The organism is Paenibacillus sp. GXUN7292 (assembly GCF_050864975.1).
GTDB lineage: Bacteria > Bacillota > Bacilli > Paenibacillales > Paenibacillaceae > Pristimantibacillus.
The window spans coordinates 180,557-205,681 of sequence record NZ_JBOZWO010000001.1; the positions used below are offsets into that span (position 1 = coordinate 180,557).

At 44.2% G+C, this 25,125-nt stretch carries 24 protein-coding genes; 19 read left to right on the plus strand and 5 right to left on the minus strand.

The features are described from left to right. Positions 1–23 precede the first annotated feature (23 nt). Positions 24–239, minus strand: coding sequence for a hypothetical protein (locus ACRRU2_RS00780; RefSeq protein WP_432499650.1), 216 nt, complete (start codon positions 237–239; stop codon positions 24–26). A 549-nt stretch (positions 240–788) separates the two neighbouring features. Between ACRRU2_RS00780 and nrdI the strand changes: the two genes are divergently transcribed. From nrdI to ACRRU2_RS00805, 5 genes are all read left to right on the plus strand, one after another. Then, positions 789–1,148 carry a class Ib ribonucleoside-diphosphate reductase assembly flavoprotein NrdI gene (gene nrdI / locus ACRRU2_RS00785; protein ID WP_331699333.1) on the plus strand — a complete coding sequence of 120 codons (360 nt, stop codon included), beginning with the start codon at positions 789–791 and terminating at the stop codon, positions 1,146–1,148. Beyond that, complete coding sequence (nrdE, locus tag ACRRU2_RS00790) at positions 1,135–3,219, plus strand: class 1b ribonucleoside-diphosphate reductase subunit alpha (protein ID WP_331699238.1); 2,085 nt, start codon at positions 1,135–1,137, stop codon at positions 3,217–3,219. Before nrdI ends, nrdE begins: the two co-directional genes overlap by 14 nt. Positions 3,220–3,265: 46 nt before the next feature. Then, positions 3,266–4,222, plus strand: a complete 957-nt coding sequence (gene nrdF, locus ACRRU2_RS00795) for a class 1b ribonucleoside-diphosphate reductase subunit beta (RefSeq protein ID WP_432499651.1) — start codon at positions 3,266–3,268, stop codon at positions 4,220–4,222. A gap of 123 nt (positions 4,223–4,345) precedes the next feature. After that, entirely contained in the window at positions 4,346–5,251 is a 906-nt protein-coding gene (hprK, locus tag ACRRU2_RS00800; RefSeq protein WP_331699240.1) for an HPr(Ser) kinase/phosphatase, read from the plus strand. A gap of 134 nt (positions 5,252–5,385) precedes the next feature. Beyond that, entirely contained in the window at positions 5,386–5,841 is a 456-nt protein-coding gene (locus ACRRU2_RS00805; protein WP_331699241.1) for an effector binding domain-containing protein, read from the plus strand. 85 nt (positions 5,842–5,926) lie between these two features. On the opposite strand, the gene ACRRU2_RS00810 is transcribed toward ACRRU2_RS00805, so the two are convergent. Then, on the minus strand, positions 5,927–7,063 hold the full coding sequence (locus ACRRU2_RS00810) for a GGDEF domain-containing protein (RefSeq protein WP_432499652.1): 1,137 nt from the start codon (positions 7,061–7,063) through the stop codon (positions 5,927–5,929). Between the two features lie 129 nt (positions 7,064–7,192). On the opposite strand from ACRRU2_RS00810, the gene ACRRU2_RS00815 reads away from it, so the two are divergent. Further along, the gene (locus ACRRU2_RS00815; RefSeq protein WP_331699243.1) at positions 7,193–8,320 is read left to right on the plus strand and encodes a glycosyltransferase family 4 protein; all 1,128 of its coding nucleotides are present in this window, start codon (positions 7,193–7,195) and stop codon (positions 8,318–8,320) included. 59 nt (positions 8,321–8,379) lie between these two features. Here the strand turns inward: ACRRU2_RS00815 and ACRRU2_RS00820 are convergent, their stop codons facing one another. Beyond that, entirely contained in the window at positions 8,380–9,414 is a 1,035-nt protein-coding gene (locus tag ACRRU2_RS00820) for a YkvI family membrane protein (protein ID WP_331699244.1), read from the minus strand. 97 nt (positions 9,415–9,511) lie between these two features. Then, a complete protein-coding gene (locus tag ACRRU2_RS00825) occupies positions 9,512–10,201 on the minus strand; it encodes a hypothetical protein (protein ID WP_432499653.1) in 690 nt (229 codons plus the stop codon). A 657-nt stretch (positions 10,202–10,858) separates the two neighbouring features. Between ACRRU2_RS00825 and ACRRU2_RS00830 the strand changes: the two genes are divergently transcribed. The 13 genes from ACRRU2_RS00830 to ACRRU2_RS00890 all read left to right on the plus strand — a co-directional run bounded on the left by ACRRU2_RS00830 (position 10,859) and on the right by ACRRU2_RS00890 (position 24,431). Further along, positions 10,859–12,199 carry an ABC transporter substrate-binding protein gene (locus ACRRU2_RS00830; RefSeq protein ID WP_331699246.1) on the plus strand — a complete coding sequence of 447 codons (1,341 nt, stop codon included), beginning with the start codon at positions 10,859–10,861 and terminating at the stop codon, positions 12,197–12,199. Positions 12,200–12,233: 34 nt separating this feature from the next. Then, on the plus strand, positions 12,234–13,136 hold the full coding sequence (locus tag ACRRU2_RS00835; protein ID WP_331699247.1) for a carbohydrate ABC transporter permease: 903 nt from the start codon (positions 12,234–12,236) through the stop codon (positions 13,134–13,136). Position 13,137: 1 nt separating this feature from the next. Next, a complete protein-coding gene (locus tag ACRRU2_RS00840) occupies positions 13,138–13,983 on the plus strand; it encodes a carbohydrate ABC transporter permease (RefSeq protein WP_331699248.1) in 846 nt (281 codons plus the stop codon). Positions 13,984–14,006: 23 nt separating this feature from the next. Continuing rightward, on the plus strand, positions 14,007–14,945 hold the full coding sequence (locus ACRRU2_RS00845) for a sialidase family protein (RefSeq protein WP_432499654.1): 939 nt from the start codon (positions 14,007–14,009) through the stop codon (positions 14,943–14,945). A gap of 25 nt (positions 14,946–14,970) precedes the next feature. Continuing rightward, a complete protein-coding gene (locus ACRRU2_RS00850) occupies positions 14,971–15,885 on the plus strand; it encodes a dihydrodipicolinate synthase family protein (RefSeq protein ID WP_331699250.1) in 915 nt (304 codons plus the stop codon). A 26-nt stretch (positions 15,886–15,911) separates the two neighbouring features. Then, positions 15,912–17,687, plus strand: coding sequence for an exo-alpha-sialidase (locus ACRRU2_RS00855; protein WP_331699251.1), 1,776 nt, complete (start codon positions 15,912–15,914; stop codon positions 17,685–17,687). Between the two features lie 32 nt (positions 17,688–17,719). Continuing rightward, positions 17,720–20,026: an exo-alpha-sialidase gene (locus ACRRU2_RS00860; RefSeq protein WP_432499657.1), complete on the plus strand. Its 2,307-nt coding sequence runs from the start codon at positions 17,720–17,722 to the stop codon at positions 20,024–20,026. 180 nt (positions 20,027–20,206) lie between these two features. Next, on the plus strand, positions 20,207–21,238 hold the full coding sequence (locus ACRRU2_RS00865; RefSeq protein WP_331699253.1) for a LacI family DNA-binding transcriptional regulator: 1,032 nt from the start codon (positions 20,207–20,209) through the stop codon (positions 21,236–21,238). 278 nt (positions 21,239–21,516) lie between these two features. Continuing rightward, positions 21,517–22,092, plus strand: coding sequence for a xanthine phosphoribosyltransferase (locus ACRRU2_RS00870; RefSeq protein WP_432499658.1), 576 nt, complete (start codon positions 21,517–21,519; stop codon positions 22,090–22,092). Positions 22,093–22,184: 92 nt separating this feature from the next. Then, positions 22,185–22,511: a hypothetical protein gene (locus ACRRU2_RS00875; protein WP_331699255.1), complete on the plus strand. Its 327-nt coding sequence runs from the start codon at positions 22,185–22,187 to the stop codon at positions 22,509–22,511. Positions 22,512–22,645: 134 nt separating this feature from the next. Further along, positions 22,646–22,852 (plus strand): hypothetical protein, encoded by a 207-nt coding sequence (locus tag ACRRU2_RS00880; RefSeq protein ID WP_331699256.1) that lies wholly within the window; start codon positions 22,646–22,648, stop codon positions 22,850–22,852. 63 nt (positions 22,853–22,915) lie between these two features. Further along, positions 22,916–23,251 carry a zf-TFIIB domain-containing protein gene (locus tag ACRRU2_RS00885; protein ID WP_331699257.1) on the plus strand — a complete coding sequence of 112 codons (336 nt, stop codon included), beginning with the start codon at positions 22,916–22,918 and terminating at the stop codon, positions 23,249–23,251. A gap of 364 nt (positions 23,252–23,615) precedes the next feature. Continuing rightward, on the plus strand, positions 23,616–24,431 hold the full coding sequence (locus ACRRU2_RS00890) for a divergent polysaccharide deacetylase family protein (protein ID WP_432499661.1): 816 nt from the start codon (positions 23,616–23,618) through the stop codon (positions 24,429–24,431). On the opposite strand, the gene ACRRU2_RS00895 is transcribed toward ACRRU2_RS00890, so the two are convergent. After that, positions 24,396–25,115 carry an N-acetylmuramoyl-L-alanine amidase family protein gene (locus ACRRU2_RS00895; protein ID WP_432499663.1) on the minus strand — a complete coding sequence of 240 codons (720 nt, stop codon included), beginning with the start codon at positions 25,113–25,115 and terminating at the stop codon, positions 24,396–24,398. The genes ACRRU2_RS00890 and ACRRU2_RS00895 overlap by 36 nt on opposite strands. Positions 25,116–25,125: the final 10 nt, after the last annotated feature.

The window sequence follows — 25,125 nt, forward strand, 5'->3', positions numbered from 1 at the left end:
CAAGCTATTAGGCTGCAAGCTCTTTATTCTCTCAGCGCGTCTTTTAATCGGGTATTCATATTACTTAAAGGTTGCTGGCGTCTTGCCGCAGCCTTTAATTTTTTTTGCTCTTCTTCTAGCGCTGCAACTTTTTGCTCTAGCTGTTCTATATAGTCAATTAGTTCAGTAAGTGTATAACCGGCATCGGAAAATAATTTGGCAATCTTTTCGCGCAACTGTGCTGCAGAATCATTATTCATATAACTTCCTCCAAAAATATTTAAAATGATCATTAAAATGACACTACCCCATCATAGCTGTATCTGATAGAATAGTCGAGTACGTCTTTTTTTGAAAAAATGCGTTCGTTCACCGTCTATGAAATTATGACTTTTATTTGTCACCGGTTTTACAGGAAATTGAAATGCCGACTTTAAAAGGAGTAAAATGGACTCGTTTTTACCGTCTGTTTAACAAAATTTTTTAGCCTATTGACACTTTATAATCGCTTGTCCGGTGCGCAATTTGAGACATTTCTGCTGTCAAATATATGAAATTGCTGCTCGCTTCTCTTAAAAAATAGCTTGACAAATGAATATTTCAACTCTGGTAAAGCAACCATTTTTATCGTCAAATATGGATTGACTATATCTATATATTGAGGTACAATTCTATTCGTCAACTACATATTGACGAATACAACCTTTTTAGCAGTCTATTACTGGTAAGTCAGTACAGGCGCATTCGGCGCGAATTTAAGTCGGAAGCGCTTTTTGATTGCTGAAATTTACTAGAGGAGCGAGTATGCGATGCTAATTGTCTATGAATCGAAAACAGGCAATGTCAAGCGTTTCATTAACAAGCTGAATATGAGGGCAGTATCGGTCGATGAACAGAGTGAAATCAACGAGCCTTTTGTTCTCGTAACCTATACGACAGGCTTTGGACAAGTTCCAGAAAAGGTGAATCAATTTTTGGAGCGCAATTCCAAAAATTTGCGCGGTGTATCCGCCAGCGGTAACCGAAATTGGGGGACAGGCTTTGCAAAAAGCGCTGACCGGATTTCCGAGAAGTACCACGTACCTGTTATTTTAAAGTTTGAGCTTAGCGGCACGACACAGGATACGAAACATTTTGTCGAAAGGGTGCAAACCATTGAAGCATATTGAGCTGAATAATGAATTGATGCAGCGCGGAGACGACGGCTTCTACCAATTGGAGAAAGATAAGGAAGCTGTTGTCGCATTTATGGCAGAAGTAGATGAAAAAAGCGTTAAGTTCGAGTCATTGCGCCACAAGCTGGACTATTTAATTGATAATGACTACTACGATAATGTTTTCGACTCTTATACATATGAGCAGGTAGAGGCCGTATTTAACCTTACAACAAGCCATGATTTCCAGTTCCAGTCTTATATGGCAGCCTCCAAGTTTTATAAAGACTATGCTATGAAAACGAATGACAAGACGCAGTACTTGGAGCAGTATTCAGACCGTGTCGCAATCGTAGCGCTGCATTTGGGCGAAGGCAATTTCGAGCGCGCCATGCGCATAGCAGAAGCGATGATCGAGCAGCGCTTGCAGCCTGCAACGCCAACCTTCCTTAACGCGGGCAAAAGCCGCCGCGGCGAGATGGTATCCTGCTTCCTGCTTGAGATGGATGACTCTCTCAACTCTATTAACTATGTGCTTGGCACCTGCATGCAGCTTTCCAAAATCGGCGGAGGCGTAGCGGTAAACTTATCCAAGCTTCGCGGCCGCGGCGAGCCGATTAAAGGCGTAGAAGGCGCTGCAAAGGGCATTATGCCGGTTCTGAAGCTGATGGAGGATGCGTTCTCCTACGCAGACCAAATGGGACAGCGCAAAGGCTCAGGCGCTGGATACTACAATATTTTTGGCTGGGATATTATCGAGTTTCTTGATTGTAAAAAAATCAATGCCGATGAGAAGCTGCGCATTAAAACATTGTCTATCGGCTTAATTATTCCTAATAAATTTTACGAGCTTGCGGAACGCAATCAACCATTAGTCGTATTCGGACCGCATTCTGTATATCGTGCATACGGCAAGCATCTGGATGATATGGATATGGATGAAATGTATGAGGAACTGCTGGCTAATGACAAAGTAAAGAGAAAAACGGTCATGAGCGCTCGCGATATGCTTACAAAAATCGCTTCCATTCAGCTTGAATCCGGTTATCCGTATATTATGAACAAATCAAACGCCAACAGCATGCATGCGCTTAAGGATGTCGGCTCTATCAAAATGTCCAATCTTTGCACAGAAATATTCCAGCTGCAAGAGACTTCTGACATTAATGACTACGGCACAGATGACATTATCCGCCGCGACATAAGCTGTAATCTGGCATCTCTTAATATCGTTAATGTAATGGAGCATAAGAAGCTGAAGGAGTCCGTTCATGTAGGCATCGAGGCCCTTACAACGGTCAGCGATTTGTCCAAAATCGATAATGCGCCTGGTGTCCGCAAAGCGAATGAGGAGCTTCATTCTGTCGGATTGGGCGCGATGAACCTTAACGGTTATCTAGCCAAAAATAAAATTGCTTATGAGAGCAAGGAAGCCAGAGAATTTGCAGGCGTATTCTTTATGATGATGAACTATTATTCCTTGGAGCAAAGCATGCTGATCGCCAAGGAGCGCAACGCGACGTTCAAAGATTTTGACCGCTCTGAATATGCGAAGGGCACCTACTTTACACGCTATATTGAAACGGACTACCGACCTGTATCCGACCGCGTGAAGGAACTGTTTGAAGGCATGTACATTCCGGGGCCTGAGGATTGGGCAGCACTGAAGGAGCAAGTGCAAAAGCATGGCCTTTATCATGCGTATCGTCTTGCTATCGCGCCTACACAAAGCATTTCGTATATTCAAAATGCTACGTCAAGCGTCATGCCGATCGTTGAGCATATTGAAACAAGAACATATGCGAACTCAACGACCTACTATCCAATGCCATATTTGTCCCAAGATAACTTCTTCTATTACAAGTCTGCTTACAATATTGATCAGTTCAAGCTGATTGATATGATTGCAGAGATTGGACAGCATGTGGATCAAGGCATTTCGACTGTACTGCATGTTAATAGTAATGTTACTACTCGTGAATTGGCGCGTTTCTATGTTTATGCAGCCAAAAAAGGCTTGAAATCCCTTTACTATACGAGAACTAGAATTCTATCTGTTGAAGAATGTACGAGCTGCGCAGTATAATCTATCAATATAGTTGCATATGCAGCAAAAAAGGAGCTTGCCAATTATGAAAGCAGTAAACTGGAACCGTCCGGATGATGACTTTACGCTCACATTCTGGCAGCAGAATGTTATGCAATTTTGGACAGATGAAGAAATCCCACTGTCTGATGACAAGATGGACTGGCTTGCAATGTCAGAGGTAGAACGCCACACGTATAAGCATGTGCTTGGCGGGCTTACCCTTTTAGATACGATTCAGGGCGGCGTCGGCATGCCCAAAATTCTTGAATTTGTAGATGGCCTGCAGCGCAAGGCGGTGCTTGGCTTTATGTCCATGATGGAGCAAATTCACGCTAAATCATACAGCAGCATATTTACAACACTGGCATCGGTTGAGGAAATCGATAATATATTTAAATGGATTGAAACAAATGAGCAGCTGCAAAAGAAGGCAAAAATGATTACAGCATGCTATAATAGCATTACAGGTCCAAAAGAGCTGTACAAAGCGATGGCAGCATCTGTATTCCTCGAAAGCTACTTGTTCTACAGCGGCTTTTTCTACCCGCTATATTTGGCTGGTCAGGGCAAAATGACAAACAGCGGCGAGATTATCAATCTCATTTTGCGTGACGAGAGCATTCACGGCCTTTATGTAGGCGTGCTTGCACAAGAGCTTATGCAAACCTTTGAGCCAGAAGAACAGGAGCAGCTGCGCGCCGAGATTTTAGCGCTGCTGGAGGAGCTGCACGCGAATGAAGAGATTTATACAGAGCAGCTGTACAGCGATATCGGGCTGGCGGAAGAAGTAATGACTTATGTGCGCTATAATGCGAATAAAGCATTGATGAATCTTGGCTATGATCCTGTGTTTCCAGAGGAGCCAATCAACCCGATCGTATTTAACGGCATTAGTACGCACACGAAGCAGCATGACTTTTTCTCCAAAAAAGGAAACGGCTATATTCGTACGCTTAATGTTGAACCACTTACAGATGAAGATTTTGTGTTTGAGTTTTAAGAGCAGATGGCTTACCTTGGACTAAAATCAACAGTACTACTATAGATTACACAAAATCGCTCGCGCAATTGGCTTACAAACCATGCAAGAGCGATTTTTGGCGCTGAAAGGGAGTGAACCTTGATGAAATCAGTAGCAGTGAGAAAATTGGCCGAACGATTCTCGTTGGAGGTGCTTGCCGGCGAGAGCTGTCTTGACCGTCTTATAACAAAAGCCAGAGCGCATCGTCCTGGCTTGGAGTTTGTCGGTTATTTCGATTTTTTCCCGCAAGAGCATGTTCAGATTTTAGGGAAAAAAGAAATTAATTACTTGCACGCCTTAACAGAGGATGAACGAAATCACCATATAGGCAATATAGTAAAATACCATCCGCCCTGCTTTATCGTAACCTCTGAACAAGAGGGCCTCAAATATTTGAAAAAATATTGCGATGAGGAAGGCATTCCGCTGCTGCGTACAAAGCTGCGCACGACTCCTTTCATTGGCGCGCTCGACGCTTATTTGCTTAAGTCGCTAGCTCCTGAAATATCGATTCACGGTGTATGCCTCAATGTATCCGGCATTGGCATATTGCTGCGCGGCAAATCGGGAGTGGGCAAGAGCGAAACAGCGCATACGTTAATTCGCAGAGGCCATAGATTGGTTGCCGATGATATTGTTGTGCTTAGAAAGCTGAGCGATCAGACACTGCTCGGCAGCCATAATGAGACAACGAAGGAGTTCCTTGCGCTTCGCAGCGTTGGGCTCGTTAATGTAGTGCGCTTATATGGGCGTAAAGCCTTTCAGGATGAAACAAGAATTGTGCTTGACATAGAGCTGACCAAATGGAAGGATAACGAGCTGAACAATGATCTGGAGCTTGAGCCCAAATTTGTCGATTATATGGGTGTATCTATTCCACATATCGAAATTCAGCTGCAGCCAGGCCGCGATGTAGCGGGGTTAATTGAAGCAGCAGCGAATAACTGGTATTTGAAGCAGCAGGGCTATAGCGCAGCTGAGGAATTCATGAAGCGATTGGAATTTTAATTAGCGGAGCAGAATAAGCATGTACCGTTGTGCGCATGTAAAAAACTGTACCTTGAATGGCAAAATATGTTACACTTACCGTAGTATGATGATCCAAGCTTATTATTTCTAACCGATGAAAAGGAGAGAATAGCATGGAAAACTGCTCAATCATTTCAAAATCTGCTCTACATCTAGTCGGAATGAGCTACAGCGGGCCTTTCTCCACAATTGGAGATGAGGCGATAAGACTGCAAACAGAATTTCTGGCACGCAAGCATGAATTGAACGGAGCGGAGAAGTCATCCGTGTTATATTGTCCTTACTACGGTAATGAAGTGTTTGCTACCTATTGGGCCTGTGTAGAGGTAGAACGGCATTTGGACAATTTGCCGCAGGGTATGGTCCAGTTTACGATTCCGCCGCATCAGTATGCGATGGCGGCAGTTTCAGATAAACGAATAGGCGAAGGATATGAACAGCTATTCTCATGGATTGAAGAGCAGCGCTTGATTAAGGATGAAAAAGCTGTATCGTTAGAGCTGTTTTACTTTGATGAATCCTTGTTTGAGGAAGAGCCGGTAGAGCTGCTGATTCCGCTTCAAAGCTAGACGGTATACAAATGATATAAAAGACTTCCCATTATTATTAGAGAGCATCTAATGATAACAGGAAGTCTTTTTTTCATTTATAGTTTCAGGTTACAGCCTGGTTTTTTTTGAGAGCAGCGGGGATAGTTTTATAGGCAGATACCTTATTTTTACCTGTCGTTTTGGACATGTACATCGCTTCATCCGCTTGCTTGACGAGCTCGTGTATTGGGCAAGGCTGCTTGGCTATACTGTAACCGACACTTACCGTTACACCGGACTCTAGCTCCACTCTGCTGCGTATCGATTCAGCAACGCGGCGCACTTTGTTGGCGGCTACCGCGATGCAAGCAAGAAGCTCTTCGCCGCCGTAGCGGCCGCTAATGCCGATTTCGGCTGTTTCTTCTTTAATAATTTCGGCTACTTGCTTTAAAATAACGTCGGCATGCAAATGGCCCTTCGTATCATTGAGCTTCTTGAAGTTGTCAATATCGCAAAAAATAATAGCAACAGGAGTTGACTGCCGTATCATCTGCTCCGCCTTCGACTGGAAATGACGTCTATTATACAGTCCGGTCAGACCATCTAATATTGAAACATGATACGTAGTGAGCAACCGGTCGATCACCCAGTCAAATAATAATAAAAACAATAAACAATAGTATAGGATAGGTGCAGCGTAAATAATTAGTTTTAGGTAGGGCGTATACGTCTCGAATAGGTATTGATTTGCCAAGCGTGCCAGCTCATATATAAAATATATGATGAGGCTTGCATAATATTTGCGCGTCAGATTAGCTGATCTCGTGGCAATGATGACGATAAGCACGACTGCCAGGCTGTATAAATCAAGCATCGGCCATTGAGGCATAAAGTGCTCCGCTACAGGAAGCAGCAGCGAAAAAGCTGCGAGCAGTGCAAAAGGAACCACCTTTAGCTGTGCGGAACGGTATGTATACAATTTTAAATAAACAAAGTTTATAATGATAAAGGAGATGATTTGCAGTAAAATAGCTGTCACATTCAGCCAGCTTGAGTATGCTGTTGGTATAAGGGAATCAGAAAGCAATAAACTGTGCTTAACGAAGAACAGGAGCAGAGCAGATATTAACAGCTGGTAAATTTGTTTGTTCTTATAGCTTTCATATAGCTTAAATGCCATGAACAGCATTAATACGATAACGGCGATTGTTGCCCCATTGGCAAATGGCATGGCATGCAAGCTGAAAATAGATAATGACACGATACGACCACCTGTACAATGAAATCACGCTCCGCTTTACGGAACATACGTTCTATTGTATCATGTATAGGAAAAAAGGCATAGGAAAAGTTTAGCAGCTTGACAATGCAGTCTGGGAGATGAGTAACGATGAATATTTTACAAGCATTATTTTTCCCTCCGGAACAGCCTGGAGGGGTATCTTCTATGGTTCCGTATATTAAGGAAGGTTTTAAGGAGCTTGGTACCGAAATGGAGCTGTTTTCTTTGCCTAAGCGGGTTCGCGGCAAGGGGCAGGACGATATTCGTTTTCATACATTTGACGTTTCGGAGTATACCGGTAATACTTTAGTTGAAAAGTATATGCAAACGTATCGCGATTACTTGTGGTGGTCGCGTATGCGCATTCAAAAAAGCTACGATATTATTCATGCCCATCATCCGATCGTAGCACTTACCATGAAGCGATTATTTCCGAATACGCCGCTGGTTGTCACCATACATTCCAGCTTTGAGCGAGAGCTTATTCTTAACGGTAAAATCGAGGAGGGCGGAGTAGAGCATCGTTTTTTGACAGCGGTGTACGGAGAACTGGAAGCAAGGGCAGATCTGATCTTGACGGTTTCTCAGTCGTTCAAGCAATATCTGGCCCCGTATATTCAGAAGCCGGAGGCCATTCAAGTTATTGCAAACGGCTTTGACGAGAAGCGCTTCAGACCGATCGATCATGATAATGAAACTGCTCAGCTTATATCGGTGTGCAGGCTTGTGCCAGCGAAAGGTCTTGACGTACTGCTGCACGCTTGCGCTTGCTTGAAGCAGAAAGGTCATTCCTTCGTGCTGCATTTAATTGGGGACGGACCGATAAGAGAAGAGCTTGAGCAGCTGGCTGTCAAGCTTAACTTATACGATGATATCATTTTTTACGGCTATATGCTCCATCCAGAGCAATTTATGCCGTTCTTTGATATTTTCGTATTGCCTTCGCGCGCGGAAGCTTTCGGTTCAGTATTTGCAGAGGCTGCGCTATGCCGCCTGGCGCTTGTAGGCACAAAGGTGGGCGGTATTGCCGAGCAAATTGAAGATGGCGTAAACGGCCTGCTGGTAGCGCCAGATTCACCAGATGAGCTAGCCCGTGCCCTTGAGCAAATGATTCTTGACGGCGAATATCGTACAAAGCTGAGCTATGCTGCTTGGGAAAAGGCGAAGCAAGCTTATTCTTTGCAGCGCGTCATAGCGGAGCTTGAGCAGGTATACAATCATTTGCACCAAGGTTAAGCATGCCTGAAGAAGATTTCTGTTATTTATGGGCGACAAATCGCTAAAAACTTCAGCACCTAAATTGTTTTTTGGCGGAATAGCTGAATAAGCCAAATCAGGCTAATAAAACCGAAGATCGGGTATAAGGTCGAAAGCAATATTTGAAAGCCGATTTGACTGATAAAGTAACAAGCAACAAGAGCAGCAAACAGCAGCAACGGCTTGCTCCATTGAATGCGGCTGTGCAGCTGCAGCGTAAGCCCATAGATATCTGCAATTAAAGTTGTGAAAATTTCTGAAAAAATAATGAAGATATAGGCGGTTTGGATAATGAAGCCGAATTGCTTGGCGATACCTCCCATTGGAATGGAATACTGGGCGATATCAGGCATATTGGCGGATAGGGCGAAGTGTCCGGCGATGAGCATGAAGCCTATTCCAATACCGCCTAATATTGCTCCCCGACGAATTGCTTTCGTGTCGGCAACCTGCGAGCCGAGCGGGACGAGAACAGCTTGGGCGAGAGCCAGATTAAAGGCAACATAAAGGAAAGGCGAGGCTAGGGCTGACCAGAAGCTTTTGCCCGTTTCTAAACTAATAAATTGAGCAGAAGTTGGCAGCTGGCTTGTTTTTAGAATTACAAACAGAGTAAAGAGGAGCATAAAAGGAACAACGATGCTGTTGACGGCGAGAATAGCATTCATTCCTTTTTGCAGCAGCAAATAACAGGCGGCTCCTGTCAAGATAAGCCCGAGCTGATAGGACAGGTCCCAATGCTCGTGAAAGATAGTGCCGGCTCCTGCAAGCATAACCGACGATACGCCCAATAATATAATCAGCATGAAATGGCTTACCCATTTGCCTAAGCGTTCTCCCAAAATCGCTTTATTCAAGTCTTCGTATGATTTGGCAGAAATATAATAGGAAAGCAACATCAGCTTATAGCCAAGCCATACAAATAAAATTGTAGCAATAGCGATCGTGTAGGTAGCGATATAACCGTACTTGGTAAAAAATTGCAATATTTCCTGGCCGGTTGCAAAACCGGCTCCTACAATCGTGCCCATATACGTAAAAGCGATTTGGATCGCTTGATAGCGCGGCGTTTTCATTCTCCTAGTCCCCCTGTCCATCTACCCTATAACTAATAGTTATGATGAAATGGGGACAAGCATGACAGATTTAACCGGCAATGGATCGCAGGATGTGCTAAGAGGCAGCGGTAGACATTAATTTAATGGATATAATTTCGTTCTGGTCCGGGTCGATGTCCAGCTTGAGCAGCGCCCCGACGGCTGAAAACGTTAGTAAATAGTCTGTTTGCTTTTCGGGCTTGCCAAGCTCCTGTACGGCTTCTTCAGGATGATCGCCTATTTGAATGCCGCTTAGTCCGGTGGGCAGCATCTTGCCATAGATTTCTACAAAGTGCACGGCGTTTTTATCATTCAGCCCAATTGAAAATCCGTCATATTCCAGCACGATAATCGTTTCTTTATCTTCTGTCAGCCGATATGTACTATTTTCTTTGCCGTAAATGCGATGTATGTCTGCTATGCTGTCGCCTATAGCAATCCCTTTAAGCAGTGGAGAAGCAGGCTGCCATAGCGCTGATGTTACAGCATCTCCGTCTTGATTGTGCTGCTCGTGAAGAGCGGATGCCGATTTTTCTGTGTCTTCGGTCTGGGGAGGCTCTGACTGGTCTATTTTTTTATCCCAATAGCTTTTTTGAGGGCTTGTTCCAGCAGTAGCCGCGGGCTCAATAGCAGGCACATAGGTTGGCGCAGGCGGTGCCGGCGACAGGCATGCCGTAAGCGATAATGCAATAACAGCAATTGCGACGGAGAGCTTGATTGAAGTACGTGCTTGAAACCGACCCGTGTATGGAACTGGAACTTTCATCCTGTATGGAGCCTCCTTTAAAAATAGAATCGCAACGAAGCCGTTTATAATTGTCTGATATATATACTAACGTTTATAGAACAGGAAAGTTTCTAAATTTGTCATTTTATATAAATTAACAGCGATTGATGACTGAGGACTGGTCGAATCATAGAAGCAGGTTACATTTATTGCTAATTAGATTATAGCAGATGTAACAAAAAGCTTCCATTCAACCCTGTTGATAACCAGTTCATTTTACTGTAGAAATCCTGGCCATCCACATCTTTCCTTTGTTCTGACAGCCGCAAAATCATCTTTACTTTTGCAGATGAACATAATCATTTGCGTATTGGGATAAATGAGCAATATTTGATGCCTATAAACAAACAATAAGTCCGCTAAAGAAACGTTGGTTTTCCAAGTGTTTCTTCAGCGGATTTTTTTTGTTGACAAAATGAGAACGGTTACAATATAATAAAATCGCGTTGAAAAAACGTATTAGCATAACGTATTAGCATAACGTATTAGCAAATTATTAAAAAGGGGGTGATTCGCCAAGAGCCTAGGCGTTAATTAAAAACGTCAAAGCTTGATTATGCTAATGTCTTTTTTTTCGTGTAAATACCCGACGGTCAATTGACACAAAATTATGTCCAATTAGATGGAGGGGTTTAAATGTTAAAAACAATGAGCAAGTTTTCACTTACCTTGATTTTGGCTTTTGCAATAATTTTAAGCGCATGCTCGAAGAATGAACCGGCGCCTGCGTCCGGGCCATCCAACAATGAGAAGAACACCCCGGAAAAACAATCTAACGAAGTAATCGCCATTGATTATTGGGGAGGCTGGACTGGGCCTGACGGCGATGTGATGCGGGAGATGGTTGACCGGTTCAACAGTGAAAACCCAGATATAAAAGTGACGCTAACGACGCTGCAATGGACGCCGCTATTTGAGAAGTTGGTAACACAGTTTAAAGTAGGAGCGCCGCCTTCTTTAATGGCTATGCATCCTCAAGATGTGGCGCAGTTTGCCAATATGGGGATTCTTGACCCGGTTGCCGATCAGGTCGGGGTGAAGAAGGAAGATTTCGATGAGAATGCTTGGAACTATACGTTCTATGATAGCAAGCAGTATGGCATTCCGCTCGATATGCATATGCACGGCTTGTACATGAACACAGAGATGTTCGAAGCAGCCGGACTGGATCCCGCTAAATCTCCTAAAACAGGGGAAGAGTTGATCGAATATGCGACTAAGCTGACCATCGATAACAATGGAAAGCATCCGAATGAAGCTGGATTTGACATAAACAATGTGAAGCAATGGGGCATCGGCCTTCAAAATAACCACCACGCCTTTTACTTGTGGTACGCGCTAATGACACAGCAAGGAGAAGCGTTTTTAAGCAAGGATGCCAAGGAAACTGTATTCGATATGGCTAAATCAGACAAAGCGTGGCAGTTTTTGCAGGATTTGATTTATAAGCATCAGGTTGCACCAAAGGGACAAAAAGCGCCATTCGATGATTTCAAAGCGGGTCTCACTGCAATGGCCATTGACGGGCCGTGGCAGCTTGCAGGCTTGGAAGGCCAGTCGACTATGAAATGGGCAACAGGCGTATTCCCGCAAGTTTTCGATAAGCCGGCTGCATGGGGCAGCGGACATATTCTGACTTTCCCGGTAGAGAAGGATGCCAAAAAGCGCGAAGCGGCGATGAAGCTGGCGAAGTGGATTACAGAGCACTCCGAGGATTGGGCAAAGTCGGGCAACATACCATCTAAATTGGAGGTTCAGCGAAAGATTATAAGCTTGCCTGGCCGGGAGGCATTTGCAGAAATGATGCCGTATGAGGTAGTTCTTCCGAATATTCCAAAAACAGCACAAGTGTTTTCTGCTACAGCTCCTAGTCCGATTCTAACAGCGGGTCATGACATTCTGCTTAATAACCAAGAGCCGAGCGGAGTCAGCAAGGAGCTTAAGAAGGGCATTGATGCTATTTTGAGCCAGCCCTAAATTGTTGACTCAACGAGAGGAGTGAGACTACAGAGTGGAATCCTTACAAGTTGAACGGAAATATGACAGCATTTATAGGAGGCAGTGGCATACAGCGCTACTATTTTTACTGCCTTATTTACTAGTGTTTATTATGTTTCGATTGGGCCCGGGCATTGCGGGGCTGTTAACCTCATTCACCAAATGGAATATTATTGGCAGTCCTGAGCTGGTGGGGATTGATAACTTCACGATGCTGATGAAGGATAAAATGTTCCATACTGCACTGTTGAATACTGTATATTTTATGGCGATAACAGCACCGACTTTAATCATAGCCGGACTTTTCCTAGCGATATTATTGAATGCTCCGATTAAAGGAAAGGCTTTTGCGCGCACGGTAATATTCGCTCCTTATGTTGTCATGTCTACCGTTGTAGGGATTATTTGGAACTGGATATATGACGGCAATATAGGCTTGCTCAACTATGCGTTAAGCTTTGTTGGGATTGGAAAAGTAGAGTGGTTGACCAGCTCCGGCATGGCTATGATATCTATCGCCATTACGACCTCTTGGTGGCTTGTCGGCTATAATATGGTGCTTTTTCTGGCAGGGTTGCAGGAAATTCCCGAAGAGCTGTATGAGTCGGCCAAGATTGACGGTGCGGGCGCATGGAGACGGCTGACCAGCGTAACCCTGCCATTGCTTCTTCCAACTACATTCGTTGTTGTCATGATGACAGTCATTAACTGCTTCCAGGTATTCGACCAAGTGTATGTAATGACGGGCGGAGGACCTGGAACAGCTACTCTGACGCTTGTTCAGTATTTATATCACCAAGCCTTCAGCAACTTTAATCTAGGCTATGGTTCTGCGATTGGATTTGCCCTGTTTGCGATTCTCGTTCTTTTCGCTATCGTTCAAATGAAGACGATGCGAGTCAGAAAGGAGGCTTAATATGCTGAAAAAAAGAAAGCTATCCAAACCGCTCCTTTTTATTTTCATGATGATGGCAGTTGCGCTTTTTGGCATACCGCTTCTATGGACGATCGCATCTTCCTTCAAGAATGAATTTGATATTTTACAATATCCGCCTGTTTGGGTAACAGAAACACCAACGACGGACAACTATACATCGGTACTTCAGCGATTTCCGTTTTTCATTTGGCTCAGAAACAGTTTAATTGTAGCAGTAGTTTCAACGATTATTGTCGTTATTTTTGACTCTTTGGCGGCCTATGCTCTAGCACGCTTGGAATTTCGCGGCAAGAAGTTTTTGTTTGCGCTTATTGTTTCCATGCTGCTTATCCCCATGCAAATTGATATTATTCCGTTATTCATTATGTTCTCGGAATTCAAGCTTGCGGATCATCCTATAGCGTTGATCTTGCCAACGACGGCCAATGTAACCGGTGTTTATCTGCTTAGACAGTTCTTTATGTCTATACCGGTTGAGATTGAGGATGCGGCAAGAATAGACGGCTGCAACGACTTCCGCATATGGCTGCAGGTAATATTGCCGTTATCCAAACCGGTCATTGCGGCAGTTGCGATCATTACCTTTGTTTCAAGCTGGAATAGCTTTCTTTGGCCGCTCATTGCAACGAATTCAGAGGCCAGCAAGACATTGCCGGTAGGCATGGCGCAATTTATGAGCGCGTCCGCGGGGGCTAGCGGATCTGCTCCTGCTTACGGCATTACTTTGGCCGCCTCTGTAATGGCGACCTTGCCTACACTGCTTATGTTTGTGTTTTTACAAAAATATTTCGTACAAGGCATTACCTCATCCGGTGTGAAAGGATAGGTAGCGAGCTTGGGAGGGCTGTCATGCTTACTTTTACTATCAAAAAACTACAACCTGTATTTACTGAAACCTTAACGCCTCCTGCCTGTCATTCAGCCTCGATTGCGGAACTGCCGGATGGAAGCCTGGCTTGTGTCTGGTACTCGGGATCGTTCGAGGGCTCCAAAGACACGGTGCTGTATTGGAGCAAATCCGGCTCCGAAGGTGGATGGGAGAAGCCGAGAGTCGTAGTGGAACTGCCGGGGCTTTCAACGGGCAATCCGGTGCTCTGGCATGACGGGGAAAAGCTGAATTTATATTTTGTTATTTTGTATGGAGATTGGTGGAGCGAGGCGAAAGTGTCATACACATCTTCTATGGATAATGGGGCGACCTGGTCTCCGAAAAAGCTCTTATGGGATGAAGCCGGCACGATGCTGCGCACGCCGCCGTTACGGTTGACAACAGGAGAAATATTGCTGCCGATTTATGATGAACGCGCCTGGTGCTCGCTTATTTTGCGGTCAGAGGACAACGGGCAAACCTGGCGGAAGTACGGTGATGCTACGGCACGCGGCATTACCATTCAGCCATCGCTTGTCGAGCTGGAAGACGGACGCGTTCTTGCATATTCCCGCAGCTCCAAAGGGTTTATTTACGTATCCTGGTCTTATAATAAAGGACTTAGCTGGACGGCCTCACAGCCGCTGCCGTTAGTGAATAACAATACGGGGATTGATCTCATTCGCAGCGATGAGGGCTTGCTGCTTGTGCATAATGACACGGCGACCGGACGGCATCGCCTCGTTGTATCTCATTCCACCGATGAAGGCAATCATTGGAAGCTGACTGCTGTTCTTGAAGATTCGGAGGGCGAGTTTTCATATCCCACGATGATTCAGGCGCAATCTGGCAAGATTCATATTGTTTATACGAATCAACGTCAAACGATCAATCATATAGAAGTCGTGCTTAGCCGCTGATGACACATAGAAAGGATGACTTAGAGTGGAGAGACTCGATGGAAGAAAGCTGCAAGGAATCGTTGTTCCGACTGTAACCCCGCTTAATGAGCGCGAAGAGGTGCAGCTTGATGCGTTGCGAAAGTTAAACGAGCATATGATGAAGGGCGGTGTACATGGATTATTCCCGCTGGGCACGACAGGAGAATTTGCTCGAATGGATGATGAACAGAAGGAGCAGGTTGCTCGCGTTACGATCGAGCAGGCTGCTGGAAGGGTGCCTGTATATGTAGGTGTCGGCGATACGGGGACGCGCAAGGTATTGCGGAATATGAAGAAGGCTCACTCCTGGGGAGCTGATGTTATTGTCAGTACGCTGCCCTATTATTATCCAGTCAACGATGAGCGGGAACAGCTTCAATATTTCGAAGCAATAGCGGCAAGCACGGACTTGCCTGTCATGATGTACAATATGCCAGCGACAGTAGGCGTGAATATTGCCCCAAGTGTAGTTGAACGTCTGTCTCATGTACCTAATATTATCGGGATTAAAGACAGCAGCGGCAATTATGATTATATTCATGCCTGCCTGCGAATTAAAAAAGCGTCCAGCCAAGTGTTTCAAATATTCGTTGGGGATGAAAGCTTGTCCGCAAGAGCGTTATTGGCTGGCGCTGACGGCCTTGTTCCTTCACTCGGCAATGTATTTCCCAAGCTATTGGTGCAATTATATGAAGCTTGCGCGGCTAAGGAGCATGAAAGAGCAGAAGACTTGCAGCAGGAGCTTAGTATAATTAATCAGTTTAACAAGGTGGGGGACAGCTGGCTTGGAGCCTTAATTTTACGCAAAAAACTGCTTAGCATGATGGGCCTGAGTCCGGAAAAGGTCAGCCATCCAAGTCTCGCTATGGATTCAGCAGCAGATGATAAACTTGACCGTTTTATTAAGAAGTGGGCTTAATCATTATATTAAAAGGAGAATGTAAAATGCGGTTAAAAAAAGTATTGATGACTACTTTAGCGACAGCATTAGTACTATCAACTTTTGGGCTTGATGGACAGGGTCATGTCGCAAACGCAGAGAAGACAGTTGCTACAATGGCTCCGTCACAGGATATTTTTGCTCCAGTGCTGGATGGCGGCTCTAATAAAGAGCATACGCACGGCTCTACGATCGTTAAGCTTCATAATGGCGAAATGATGGCCGCCTGGTTCCAAGGCAATGGCGAGCGCGACGGTACAACCACCCGAATTATGGCGTCACGGCTGCCGGTGGGAGCGACAGAATGGACAACTCCATTCGTACTTGCTGATACCCCTCGGATCGCGGATATTAACCCGGCGCTATATATGGACGATAGGGAGAGACTATGGCTGTTCTGGTATCCCGTGCTGGCAGGCAGATGGGAAACCTCCCAGCCCAAATATTTATATGCCGAAAAAGGAAATTATGAATATGCCAACGGTTACGAGCAGACTCCAAAATGGGACTGGCAAGATGCCATCTATGTAAGACTTGGCGATCATCCATTTGGCGTTCAGCCTACTGACCCGTTTGTGCTGAATTTAGAAGCTAAATTGAAGGAATTTGAGAATTATACATTCAAGCCCCAGCAGGATGGCGGTGCAGGGATGAATGAGATATTCAGGAATGACTGGGCTCAATTTGCCATAGAGAGAATGCGGCTCGCGAAAGGTTCAGTATATTCGATAAAAGAGGGATATCCGCTAGGAAGAAGACTGGGCTTCCAAACGAAGGATAAGCCGTATTCCTTTAAGCTGGCTGATGGCGCAACAAGAATGATCTTGCCGCTATATTCCGATAATTTAGAATTTTCGGTTATGGCGATTACCGATAACTACGGAGAAACTTGGAGTTTTAGCGAACCGATAGTAGGCATGGCTATTATTCAAGCTTCGATGGTGAAGAAAAAGGACGGTACATTGGTTGCTTATCTTCGTGACAATGGAAAAGCCCCGTATCGAGTTGTTTATTCGGAATCAAAGGACAATGGAATGACATGGACGATAGGCATGGACCGAAATGACTTGTTCGACTATGGGGTTGGTCATGATCTTACTATTCTTCCAAATGGAAATTGGGTGTTTGTCCATAACAATGTGGAGGATGGCCGCTATTCGTTAGCTGTGCTGTTATCGGACGATGATGGTAAAACGTGGTCATATAGACGCCATATCGAAACAGACAGAAGGGCGGAACGGGGGGATTATCACTACCCTGCGGTAATCAGCGATGCGGAAGGCAATATCCATATTACCTATACAGTGGATTACACATCCGCCGATGTAGATAAGGATGGTAATTCTTTAGCCAACTATAACAACATTAAATATTTGAAAATTGATGAAGATTGGATTAAAGAAGGCGATGCGAAAGATGCTTCCGAACAAGTCGTTTACAGCTATGAAAAATTTGATTTGGTTATTGACGGATCTACCGTCGATGAGGCCAATATGGACCAGTCAACTGGCAAAATCGCCATAACGGAACTGGAGAAGCTCAGCTTGCCTACGGAGGTCAATGGATACTTAACCTATCTGAATCCGCTTCCGAATGGCAAGACGCAAGAGGTAAAGCTTGGAGTCAGCTGGAATTTAACGGAGCTTGCTAATAAATACAAGCCGAATTCTTGGATTAAAGATATACCAGGTGTAATAGACACAGCTAATTTGCCAGAAGGATTTGCTGCGAATTTATTGCCTGAAATAGCGCCTAAATTAACGATTTATATTCAAAAATAACGAGCTTATCAAGGTGAAGGGAGCGTGTTGGCGTGAATATAAACAAGATCGTGAGTGTGGCATTAAGCCTGGTTGTTGCATGCAGTTTATTGGTTTTTCCAGCTGTTCCAAAGGCGAATGCCGCCAGTAAGTTAAATGAACCGAAACTTATCGATGTATTTGATCTGATGTGCGATTGCGGCGAGAATCATATTCATGGATCGACAATTGTTGAGCTGGGCAACGGAGAATTACTGGTTGCCTGGTTCCAGGGCAGCGGGGAGAAGGATGGGGACAGCACTAAAATTATGGGGGCTAGGCTTCCGCAGGGTGAAAGCAAATGGACCGAACCATTTGTAATGGTAGATGTTCCGGGGTTTCCTGATATTAATCCTTCTTTATACATGGATAAGAATGAAAGACTGTGGCTGTTCTGGTATCCGATACTGGCGAATCGCTTTGAAACCTCCCAGCCTAAATATGTTTATGCCGAAAAAGGAAACTATGAATATGCAAGCGGCTTTAAAGAGGCTCCGAAATGGGATTGGCAAGAAATTATGTATGTTAACCCAGGTGATGATTTTACAGGCAAAAGCACCTGGAGCAATGGTTCTTTTACACATGGCATTAAAGGATCGGAAATGAGATATTTCAGTGATGCCAGTCTGATCAGCCAAGTAGGCGAAGACAATTATGTCGAAGTCATCGGCAAGCCATCGGGTGAAAAAAGGTATATTATCGATTCCTTTGCTGTGAAGTTAAGGAATGCCATCAAAGAATCGACAGATAGCATACAGGCATCGCGGGCATATGGCGATAAAACGGATGATTTCGTAGCTAGGATGCAGACCCAAGAGCTTCCGCAGGCCCTCGATAGAGCAACCGGAGCCGGTAATAATCTGCGTGAGTGGAATCCGATCTATAATGTGATAGGCTGGCAAACAAAAAATAAGGCGATGGAAATTGAGTATGGAGGGAAAACAAGATTGCTGCTGCCGCTCTATTCGGATAGCCTGAGAGCTTCGATCATGGCATATTCTGACGACAACGGGACGACTTGGAATTATAGCGATCCTATTGCAGGAGCGGGAAATATTCAAGCGGCAACGGTGCAAAAGAAAGATGGAACGTTAAGATCCTATTTCAGGAATATTTCACCGAACGGGGAAATGGTGTTTAACGAATCGGCAGACGGAGGCGTCACTTGGGGAGTTACTCAAGTAGAGCCGAATTTAAAACATAATGCAGGCTTCGATATTGTGAAGCTTCAAACCGGGGAATGGGTTTTGCCGCATACCGATTCCTTGGACGGCAGAAATTCATTGAGCATCTCGATTTCCGATGATGAGGGTGCGACATGGACAACCAGACCCATTCAGGTAACGGAGGACAAAGAGGATAAAATTCATTATCCGGCTGTCATACAAGCTAAGGATGGAACGATTTATGTGTCCTATAGCCAAGCTATTAATGATGGTGATATGAAAAACATTCGTATAGCCAAGTTTATTGATTTTGTTTATGAGATAGAGGAAGTAAATGTTGTTACGACTCAGGGGTACGAGCCAAAACTGCCTGCGAAAGTAAAAGTGACTTTTCAAGAAGGGACAAACGAATATCCGGTTGTTTGGGAAGCGATAGATCCGGGGCAATATAAAGCAGCAGGAACTTTTAAAGTAAAAGGAACTGTGAATGTGGACGGAAAGTCGCTGAATGCTTACGCGCAAATAACTGTCAGAGCGGCAGGAGTTGTTTATCCTCCGACTGAGCCGCCTAAAACAACGGATCCAGAGCCTGAGACAGAAACGCCTATTGAAAAGAAATTTACCGATCTTGGCAAGCATGAATGGTCGCGAGATGCGATTGAAGCGTTGACGGCACAGGGAGTAATCCTTGGCACGTCCGAGACAAAATTTAGTCCGGAAAAGTCTATAACTCGAGCCGATTTCCTCCTTCTGCTTGTCAGAGCTTTTGAGTTCAAGGCGGAATTCCATTCTAATTTCGAAGATGTTGCCAAAACAGACTACTACTATGAAGCGTTAGGGGTCGCCAGAGAGCTTGGCTTGGCTAAAGGGACTGATGGCGCACGATTCAATCCTAAAGCGAACATTACCAGACAAGATATTATGGTATTAGTTCATAGAGCGCTCCTTCTGGCTGGAGAGCAAATAGAAAGTGGTACGTATAAAGACATCAGTCATTTTAGCGATGTTTCCATGATAGCCGAATATGCGAGGGAAAGTGCTACTGCGCTTGTAAAAGAAGGTATTATTGTAGGGGACGGCAAAGCGCTGAAACCGCTGAAATCTGCCACTAGGGCAGAAACGGCAGTAATCATCTATCGATTACTGAAGCTATAATGAAGACAATCTGAATCATTGCTTTTTTAATCTGACTCGGTGTATATTGAAATTCAGACGCTGCTTGATAAGCTAATATAATAACTTTGCTGAGCCGCGGAACAATATGTTCTACGGCTCGCTCTTTGCTTAAACTCTAATCTTAATAAGAAATTTGAAAAGTAAAGGAGGTATGAATAAATGACTAGTATTAAAGATATTGCGAAGTTTGCTCAAGTAGCACAAGGAACGGCGTCTATTGTGTTGAATGGAAAAGGCGATCAATATCGAATTTCATCAGCTACACAAAAGAGGATTTTGGACGCTGCCAAGGCTCTTGATTACAGGCCCAATATTTCTGCGAGGCGTCTTCGTTCAGGCGGAGAGACAGTTGCACCTATTATTGCGTTGTTCTGGACGATCGATACCCGTACCTCCTTGATCGGACGATTTCTGAAAAGTATTCAGAATTCAATCTTTTATTCGAGTGAAGAATGCGAGCTGTTGATTCAACCGTATGTCGGATCGGATCTAAGCAGTATGAAAAGCTTGATTACAGGTACGCGCTACAACGGTGCAATTATTGCCAATCCCACAGAAGAGGACGAGCAATACCTCGAGGAATCAAATCCAATGGTTCCCATTGTCTTGTATCAGCGAAGCTCGACCAAATATTCCTGCGTCAATGTCGATAACTCGTATACCGGAATGGAAGTTGCCCGTTTATTCGCTAACCGCGGTCATCAGGACGTTGGCATTATTATACCTGATGTTTCTTCAGCAGCAATTCGTTTGCGGAAAGAAGGTTTTCTGGCAGAGGCTAAGGAGCTTGGTTTAAAGGTGGCGGATGAGCATATCATTTATTCGGAGTTTAGCGAGAAGGGCGGATATAATGCCGCTATGCAACTATTGGAGTCCTCTAAGAAACCGTCAGCCTTGTTTATATTGAGCGATCAGATATCTGTGGGCGTTATTAATGCTTTGAATGAGAAGAGCATTAACGTACCGGAGGAGATTGAGATTGTCGGGCATGATGACGACGACTTTTCACAATTTACTACTCCGCCGCTCACTACGATGCATTTGCCTGTCGAGGAAATGGCTACTGCCAGTGTAGAAATAATGCTCGATTTAATCAATCATCATAAAGATTCACCTATTGTACAGAACTTTGAAACTAAACTATTGGTGCGTAAATCATGCGGCGGTTTTATTAGCCGTGAAGACTTATGAAAAAAATATGGAGTAAATTTCAGATAACGATATTTAGGTTTTTCGTAAAGAGTGAATCTCCTCGGACCATGTCCAGAGGAGATTCTTTTGGTTGAAATGTGAATTTTGAAAAACATTAGCGCATGAAGCCATAGTTGCTCATTCATTTATATATTGATGTAAGAAAAAGCAGCCCTGACACATCGATGCGTTTTTAGAGTAAAGTTTGTACTTTTAGTTGCGCATTCCGGCATACGTATGGTAAGTTATGAAAAAGGATTTTAGCGGGGGTTATAACAATGAACAAACTTAAGCAAAGAATTATGGAAGAAGCCTCTGTCATTTCGAATGATGTACTTGGAATGGACGCATTTTTGAACCATCAAGTAGATCCAGAGCTTACTCTGGAGATGGGTCAGCAGTTTGCATCATTGTTCGGCGAACAGAACATTACAAAGGTCATAACGATTGAATCCTCCGGTATTGCCGTTGCTTTTGCAACAGCAGTCGCGCTAGGCGTTCCATTAGTATTTGCAAGACGCAAAAAAACGCTGATGGGCGATACAGAAGTATATACTGAGCGAGTACCGTCGTTTACTAAAGGTATGGTAACCGATATTATGGTTTCCAAGCCGTTTTTAACAGAAGATGATAAAGTGTTATTTATTGACGATATTATTGCTAATGGCGACGCCGCAAGAGGCTTGATCAAAATTATTGAGCGTTCAGGAGCAGAGCTTGTAGGAATTGGCATTGTTGTGGAAAAGTCATTTCAAGCAGGCGGGAAATCATTGCGCGAAAGCGGCATTCGTGTAGAATCGCTCGTTAAAATCGCTTCCCTGCATGATGGTGTAATCAGCTTTGAACAAGATTAATCTTAGTTAAAACTTAGCAACCAATCAAATCCTCTTTCCACGTTTACAAATATAACTTATAATAAACATGAGAAATGAAGGGGGGCACAACTATGGGAACAATGTCTGCTGAATTTATGGACGAAAAGCTTATTGCTGCAAAAATTCATTTTGAGCGCGCTCTCGATTGCAAGCATACAGAATTTGACGATTTGTATCCTTATATGATTGAGCATCCGCAATTTTTTTGGTATAAGCGTTACGTAGCCTGGTCCGAGCTTTTAACGATTGTGAAGCTGTGTGATGAGCTTGGAATAGAGTGGCAGAATCATTTTACCATCAAGCAAAGCGCATATATATGCAACAGAGTCATGTCTTCAAGAGTGCTGGATGAATGGTATGAGACAGAAACCAACGATTCCAAAGAACATGTCGGCTAATTATAATTGTATTTTTTGAAACCAGCCTCAATGATTTGCGTATGCATTCATTGAGGTGTTTTTGTAAATACAACAATGTATAACTGTTTATAGAAGCTGTCGATTAATTATTCTTTTGGAAGGAGGCTGACAACGTGATTACGGATGAACAACTAGATGTGTTTCGCCAAAACGGTAATTCGGTGCGCGCGATTCGCGATGAAATGGAAGTCAATGATGTTATTGGAATCGTAGTAGCTTGGGATGACAGCCATGTTGTCCTGCGCCGACCCAATCGCCGAGTCGTTAAGCTGAACAGAAGCTACCGCTATATTGACGCCTCTCAGGACCGAAGCATTTGAGTACTGTGCAAAACATTACATGAACGCACAACCCAATAACAAATAATGTGAGGAGCATATGCCATGAAATGTCCAATCTGTGATGATGTCAGAATGCGAGAAGTTGTTAAAGACGGAGTTGCGATCGATGTGTGTCCAGACTGCAAGGGAGTATGGCTTGATCGCGGAGAGCTGGAGAAGCTGATGCAGGGCGTTAAAGAGGTGCAAAGAGATTATGACCGTATGGAGCAGCAGTCTGCCAACTATATGGAGCCGCCTGTACAGCATGATCAAACTTATTATCAGCAAAAAGAGTATCGAGAGGATTACCGCAAAGGAAAATACGCAACTGACAAATATGGCCGACCTTATAAAAAGAAGAAAAATATGCTTGATGTTTTGGGCGACTTATTTGATTGATCGCTTGCATATGGTTGTTAAAATAGCAATCCCCTATGCTTCGGAATACCGGAGCATAGGGGATTGTTTGCTATGGCGTTGAATGAGGGATAAAGAAGGAAACCGAGGTGCCTTCATTAATTTTGCTCTGGATAGTTAGTCCCGCACCGTACCTTTTCACTAATCTGCGATTTGTATTGAATAGTCCAATCCCGCCCTTGCCGATCATGGCAGGGTCAAGCAAGCGTTATTAGTTGTCCAAATAATAAATAGTAATATTCGACAGCAGACTACATAATCCTTTCCAACTATCGGGGCATAATTTACATCTAAATAACAAACAATGAAACCGTATCTCATTTCGTCAAAACAAGGATGTGAAATTATGTTTCGAACCGTACGAGCAGCTGCTAGCTCATTCATTATTGCGATGTTAATCACCAGTTCAAGCCTGTCAGCAGATGCAGAATCCGAAATAGAAGGACAGACACAGAAAAAGATTGCGATCGTTATTGATGACTTTGGCAATCACATGAATGGAACGCCTGAAATGCTTAATATGCCGTTTCATTTTACAGCGGCGATCATGCCGTTTATGCCCAGTACTAAGGCGGATGCTGAGGAAGCCCATCGCCGTGGGCATGATGTCATTGTGCATTTACCTTTGGAGCCGATAAGAGGTAAGAAGGAGTGGCTAGGTCCAGGCGCGATAACAGTGGAAATGAGCGATGAAGAAATACGCGCTCGGGTATTAAAAGCTATAGCCGATGTGCCACATGCCGTTGGCATGAACAATCATATGGGTTCCAAAGCAACGGCTGATGAACGCGTTATGACAGTTATTTTAACTGTCTGCAAAGAAAAAGGGCTGTTTTTTCTGGATAGCCGGACGACCCATAAAACAGTTGTTCCCAAAATTGCGGAGGAGCTTGGCGTGAATTATTTAAGCAACCAAGTCTTTTTGGATGATGTTTATAGTGAGGCGCATGTGGCAAAACAGGTAGCCGCGGTGAAGAAGCTGCTTGAAAATCAGGATAGCGTTATCACGATAGGCCATGTTGGGCCTTCAGGCAAGCATACGGCTGCCGTTCTAAAAAGAAGTATCCCAACGATGGCCCCGACGACCCGATTTGTTAAGCTTACGGATATGCTTGCTCCGACTGAACTAATGAACCGTCCAATGAAATTGTCCAATCCCTGATGCGATCGCTTCAGCAATTTTTTCCTGACTTTTTGGATCGGTTAGCATTTGCCTGTCATTGCTGTTGCTAATAAAGCCCATTTCAACGATAACAGCAGGTATTTTGACTCGCTTAAGCAAATAAAACGGCTTTCCTTCTCTAGGAAGGAAGGCTGTTTTATGTTGTTTGTTCAATTCATTTTGAATAAAATGAGCAAGCATAACACTTTCGCCCGTATTTTGATGCAAAACAACTGGCCCGTGGCTTGAAGTATTACGTGAAGCATTCACATGCAGACTGATCAGAAGGCCGCTGTTAATTTCTTCCGTAAGCTGTCTTCTGTGCGATAAATCCTTGCCATGCCTGCTGCGTCCAGTTGACCAGCGGTTATCCTCGCTAAGCGCGTAATCGCTCGTGCGATTCATGACTACTGTAATGCCTTGCTTGATAAGCTGAGCGTATAGCTTTTTTGCAACAGCCAAATTAATATCCTTCTCCAGCACATCGCCATAAGAAGCGCCGCCGTCAATGCCTCCATGCCCAACATCAAGTATGACTGTCGTATGAGGAACAGCCCATTGGGTATGAGGTGAAGCAGTAGATTCCATTTTGTTTGCTGGGCTCACTTTTTGAGGCTTGGGATGTGCTTGCGGATTTAACAGGAGCAGGCATATCGTTGCAGCAATACAAAACCATTTCAGCATTTTAAAATCC

Coding starts and splice junctions, on each gene's coding strand:
- ACRRU2_RS00865 (WP_331699253.1), top strand. CDS start 20,207: ATGACTAGTATTAAAGATATTGCGAAGTTTGCTCAAGTAGCACAAGGA.
- ACRRU2_RS00830 (WP_331699246.1), top strand. CDS start 10,859: ATGTTAAAAACAATGAGCAAGTTTTCACTTACCTTGATTTTGGCTTTT.
- nrdI (WP_331699333.1), top strand. CDS start 789: ATGCTAATTGTCTATGAATCGAAAACAGGCAATGTCAAGCGTTTCATT.
- hprK (WP_331699240.1), top strand. CDS start 4,346: ATGAAATCAGTAGCAGTGAGAAAATTGGCCGAACGATTCTCGTTGGAG.
- ACRRU2_RS00845 (WP_432499654.1), top strand. CDS start 14,007: ATGCTTACTTTTACTATCAAAAAACTACAACCTGTATTTACTGAAACC.
- ACRRU2_RS00855 (WP_331699251.1), top strand. CDS start 15,912: ATGCGGTTAAAAAAAGTATTGATGACTACTTTAGCGACAGCATTAGTA.
- nrdF (WP_432499651.1), top strand. CDS start 3,266: ATGAAAGCAGTAAACTGGAACCGTCCGGATGATGACTTTACGCTCACA.
- ACRRU2_RS00875 (WP_331699255.1), top strand. CDS start 22,185: ATGGGAACAATGTCTGCTGAATTTATGGACGAAAAGCTTATTGCTGCA.
- ACRRU2_RS00815 (WP_331699243.1), top strand. CDS start 7,193: ATGAATATTTTACAAGCATTATTTTTCCCTCCGGAACAGCCTGGAGGG.
- ACRRU2_RS00890 (WP_432499661.1), top strand. CDS start 23,616: ATGTTTCGAACCGTACGAGCAGCTGCTAGCTCATTCATTATTGCGATG.
- ACRRU2_RS00840 (WP_331699248.1), top strand. CDS start 13,138: ATGCTGAAAAAAAGAAAGCTATCCAAACCGCTCCTTTTTATTTTCATG.
- ACRRU2_RS00870 (WP_432499658.1), top strand. CDS start 21,517: ATGAACAAACTTAAGCAAAGAATTATGGAAGAAGCCTCTGTCATTTCG.
- ACRRU2_RS00820 (WP_331699244.1), bottom strand. CDS start 9,414: ATGAAAACGCCGCGCTATCAAGCGATCCAAATCGCTTTTACGTATATG.
- ACRRU2_RS00825 (WP_432499653.1), bottom strand. CDS start 10,201: ATGAAAGTTCCAGTTCCATACACGGGTCGGTTTCAAGCACGTACTTCA.
- ACRRU2_RS00895 (WP_432499663.1), bottom strand. CDS start 25,115: ATGCTGAAATGGTTTTGTATTGCTGCAACGATATGCCTGCTCCTGTTA.
- ACRRU2_RS00885 (WP_331699257.1), top strand. CDS start 22,916: ATGAAATGTCCAATCTGTGATGATGTCAGAATGCGAGAAGTTGTTAAA.
- ACRRU2_RS00805 (WP_331699241.1), top strand. CDS start 5,386: ATGGAAAACTGCTCAATCATTTCAAAATCTGCTCTACATCTAGTCGGA.
- ACRRU2_RS00780 (WP_432499650.1), bottom strand. CDS start 239: ATGAATAATGATTCTGCAGCACAGTTGCGCGAAAAGATTGCCAAATTA.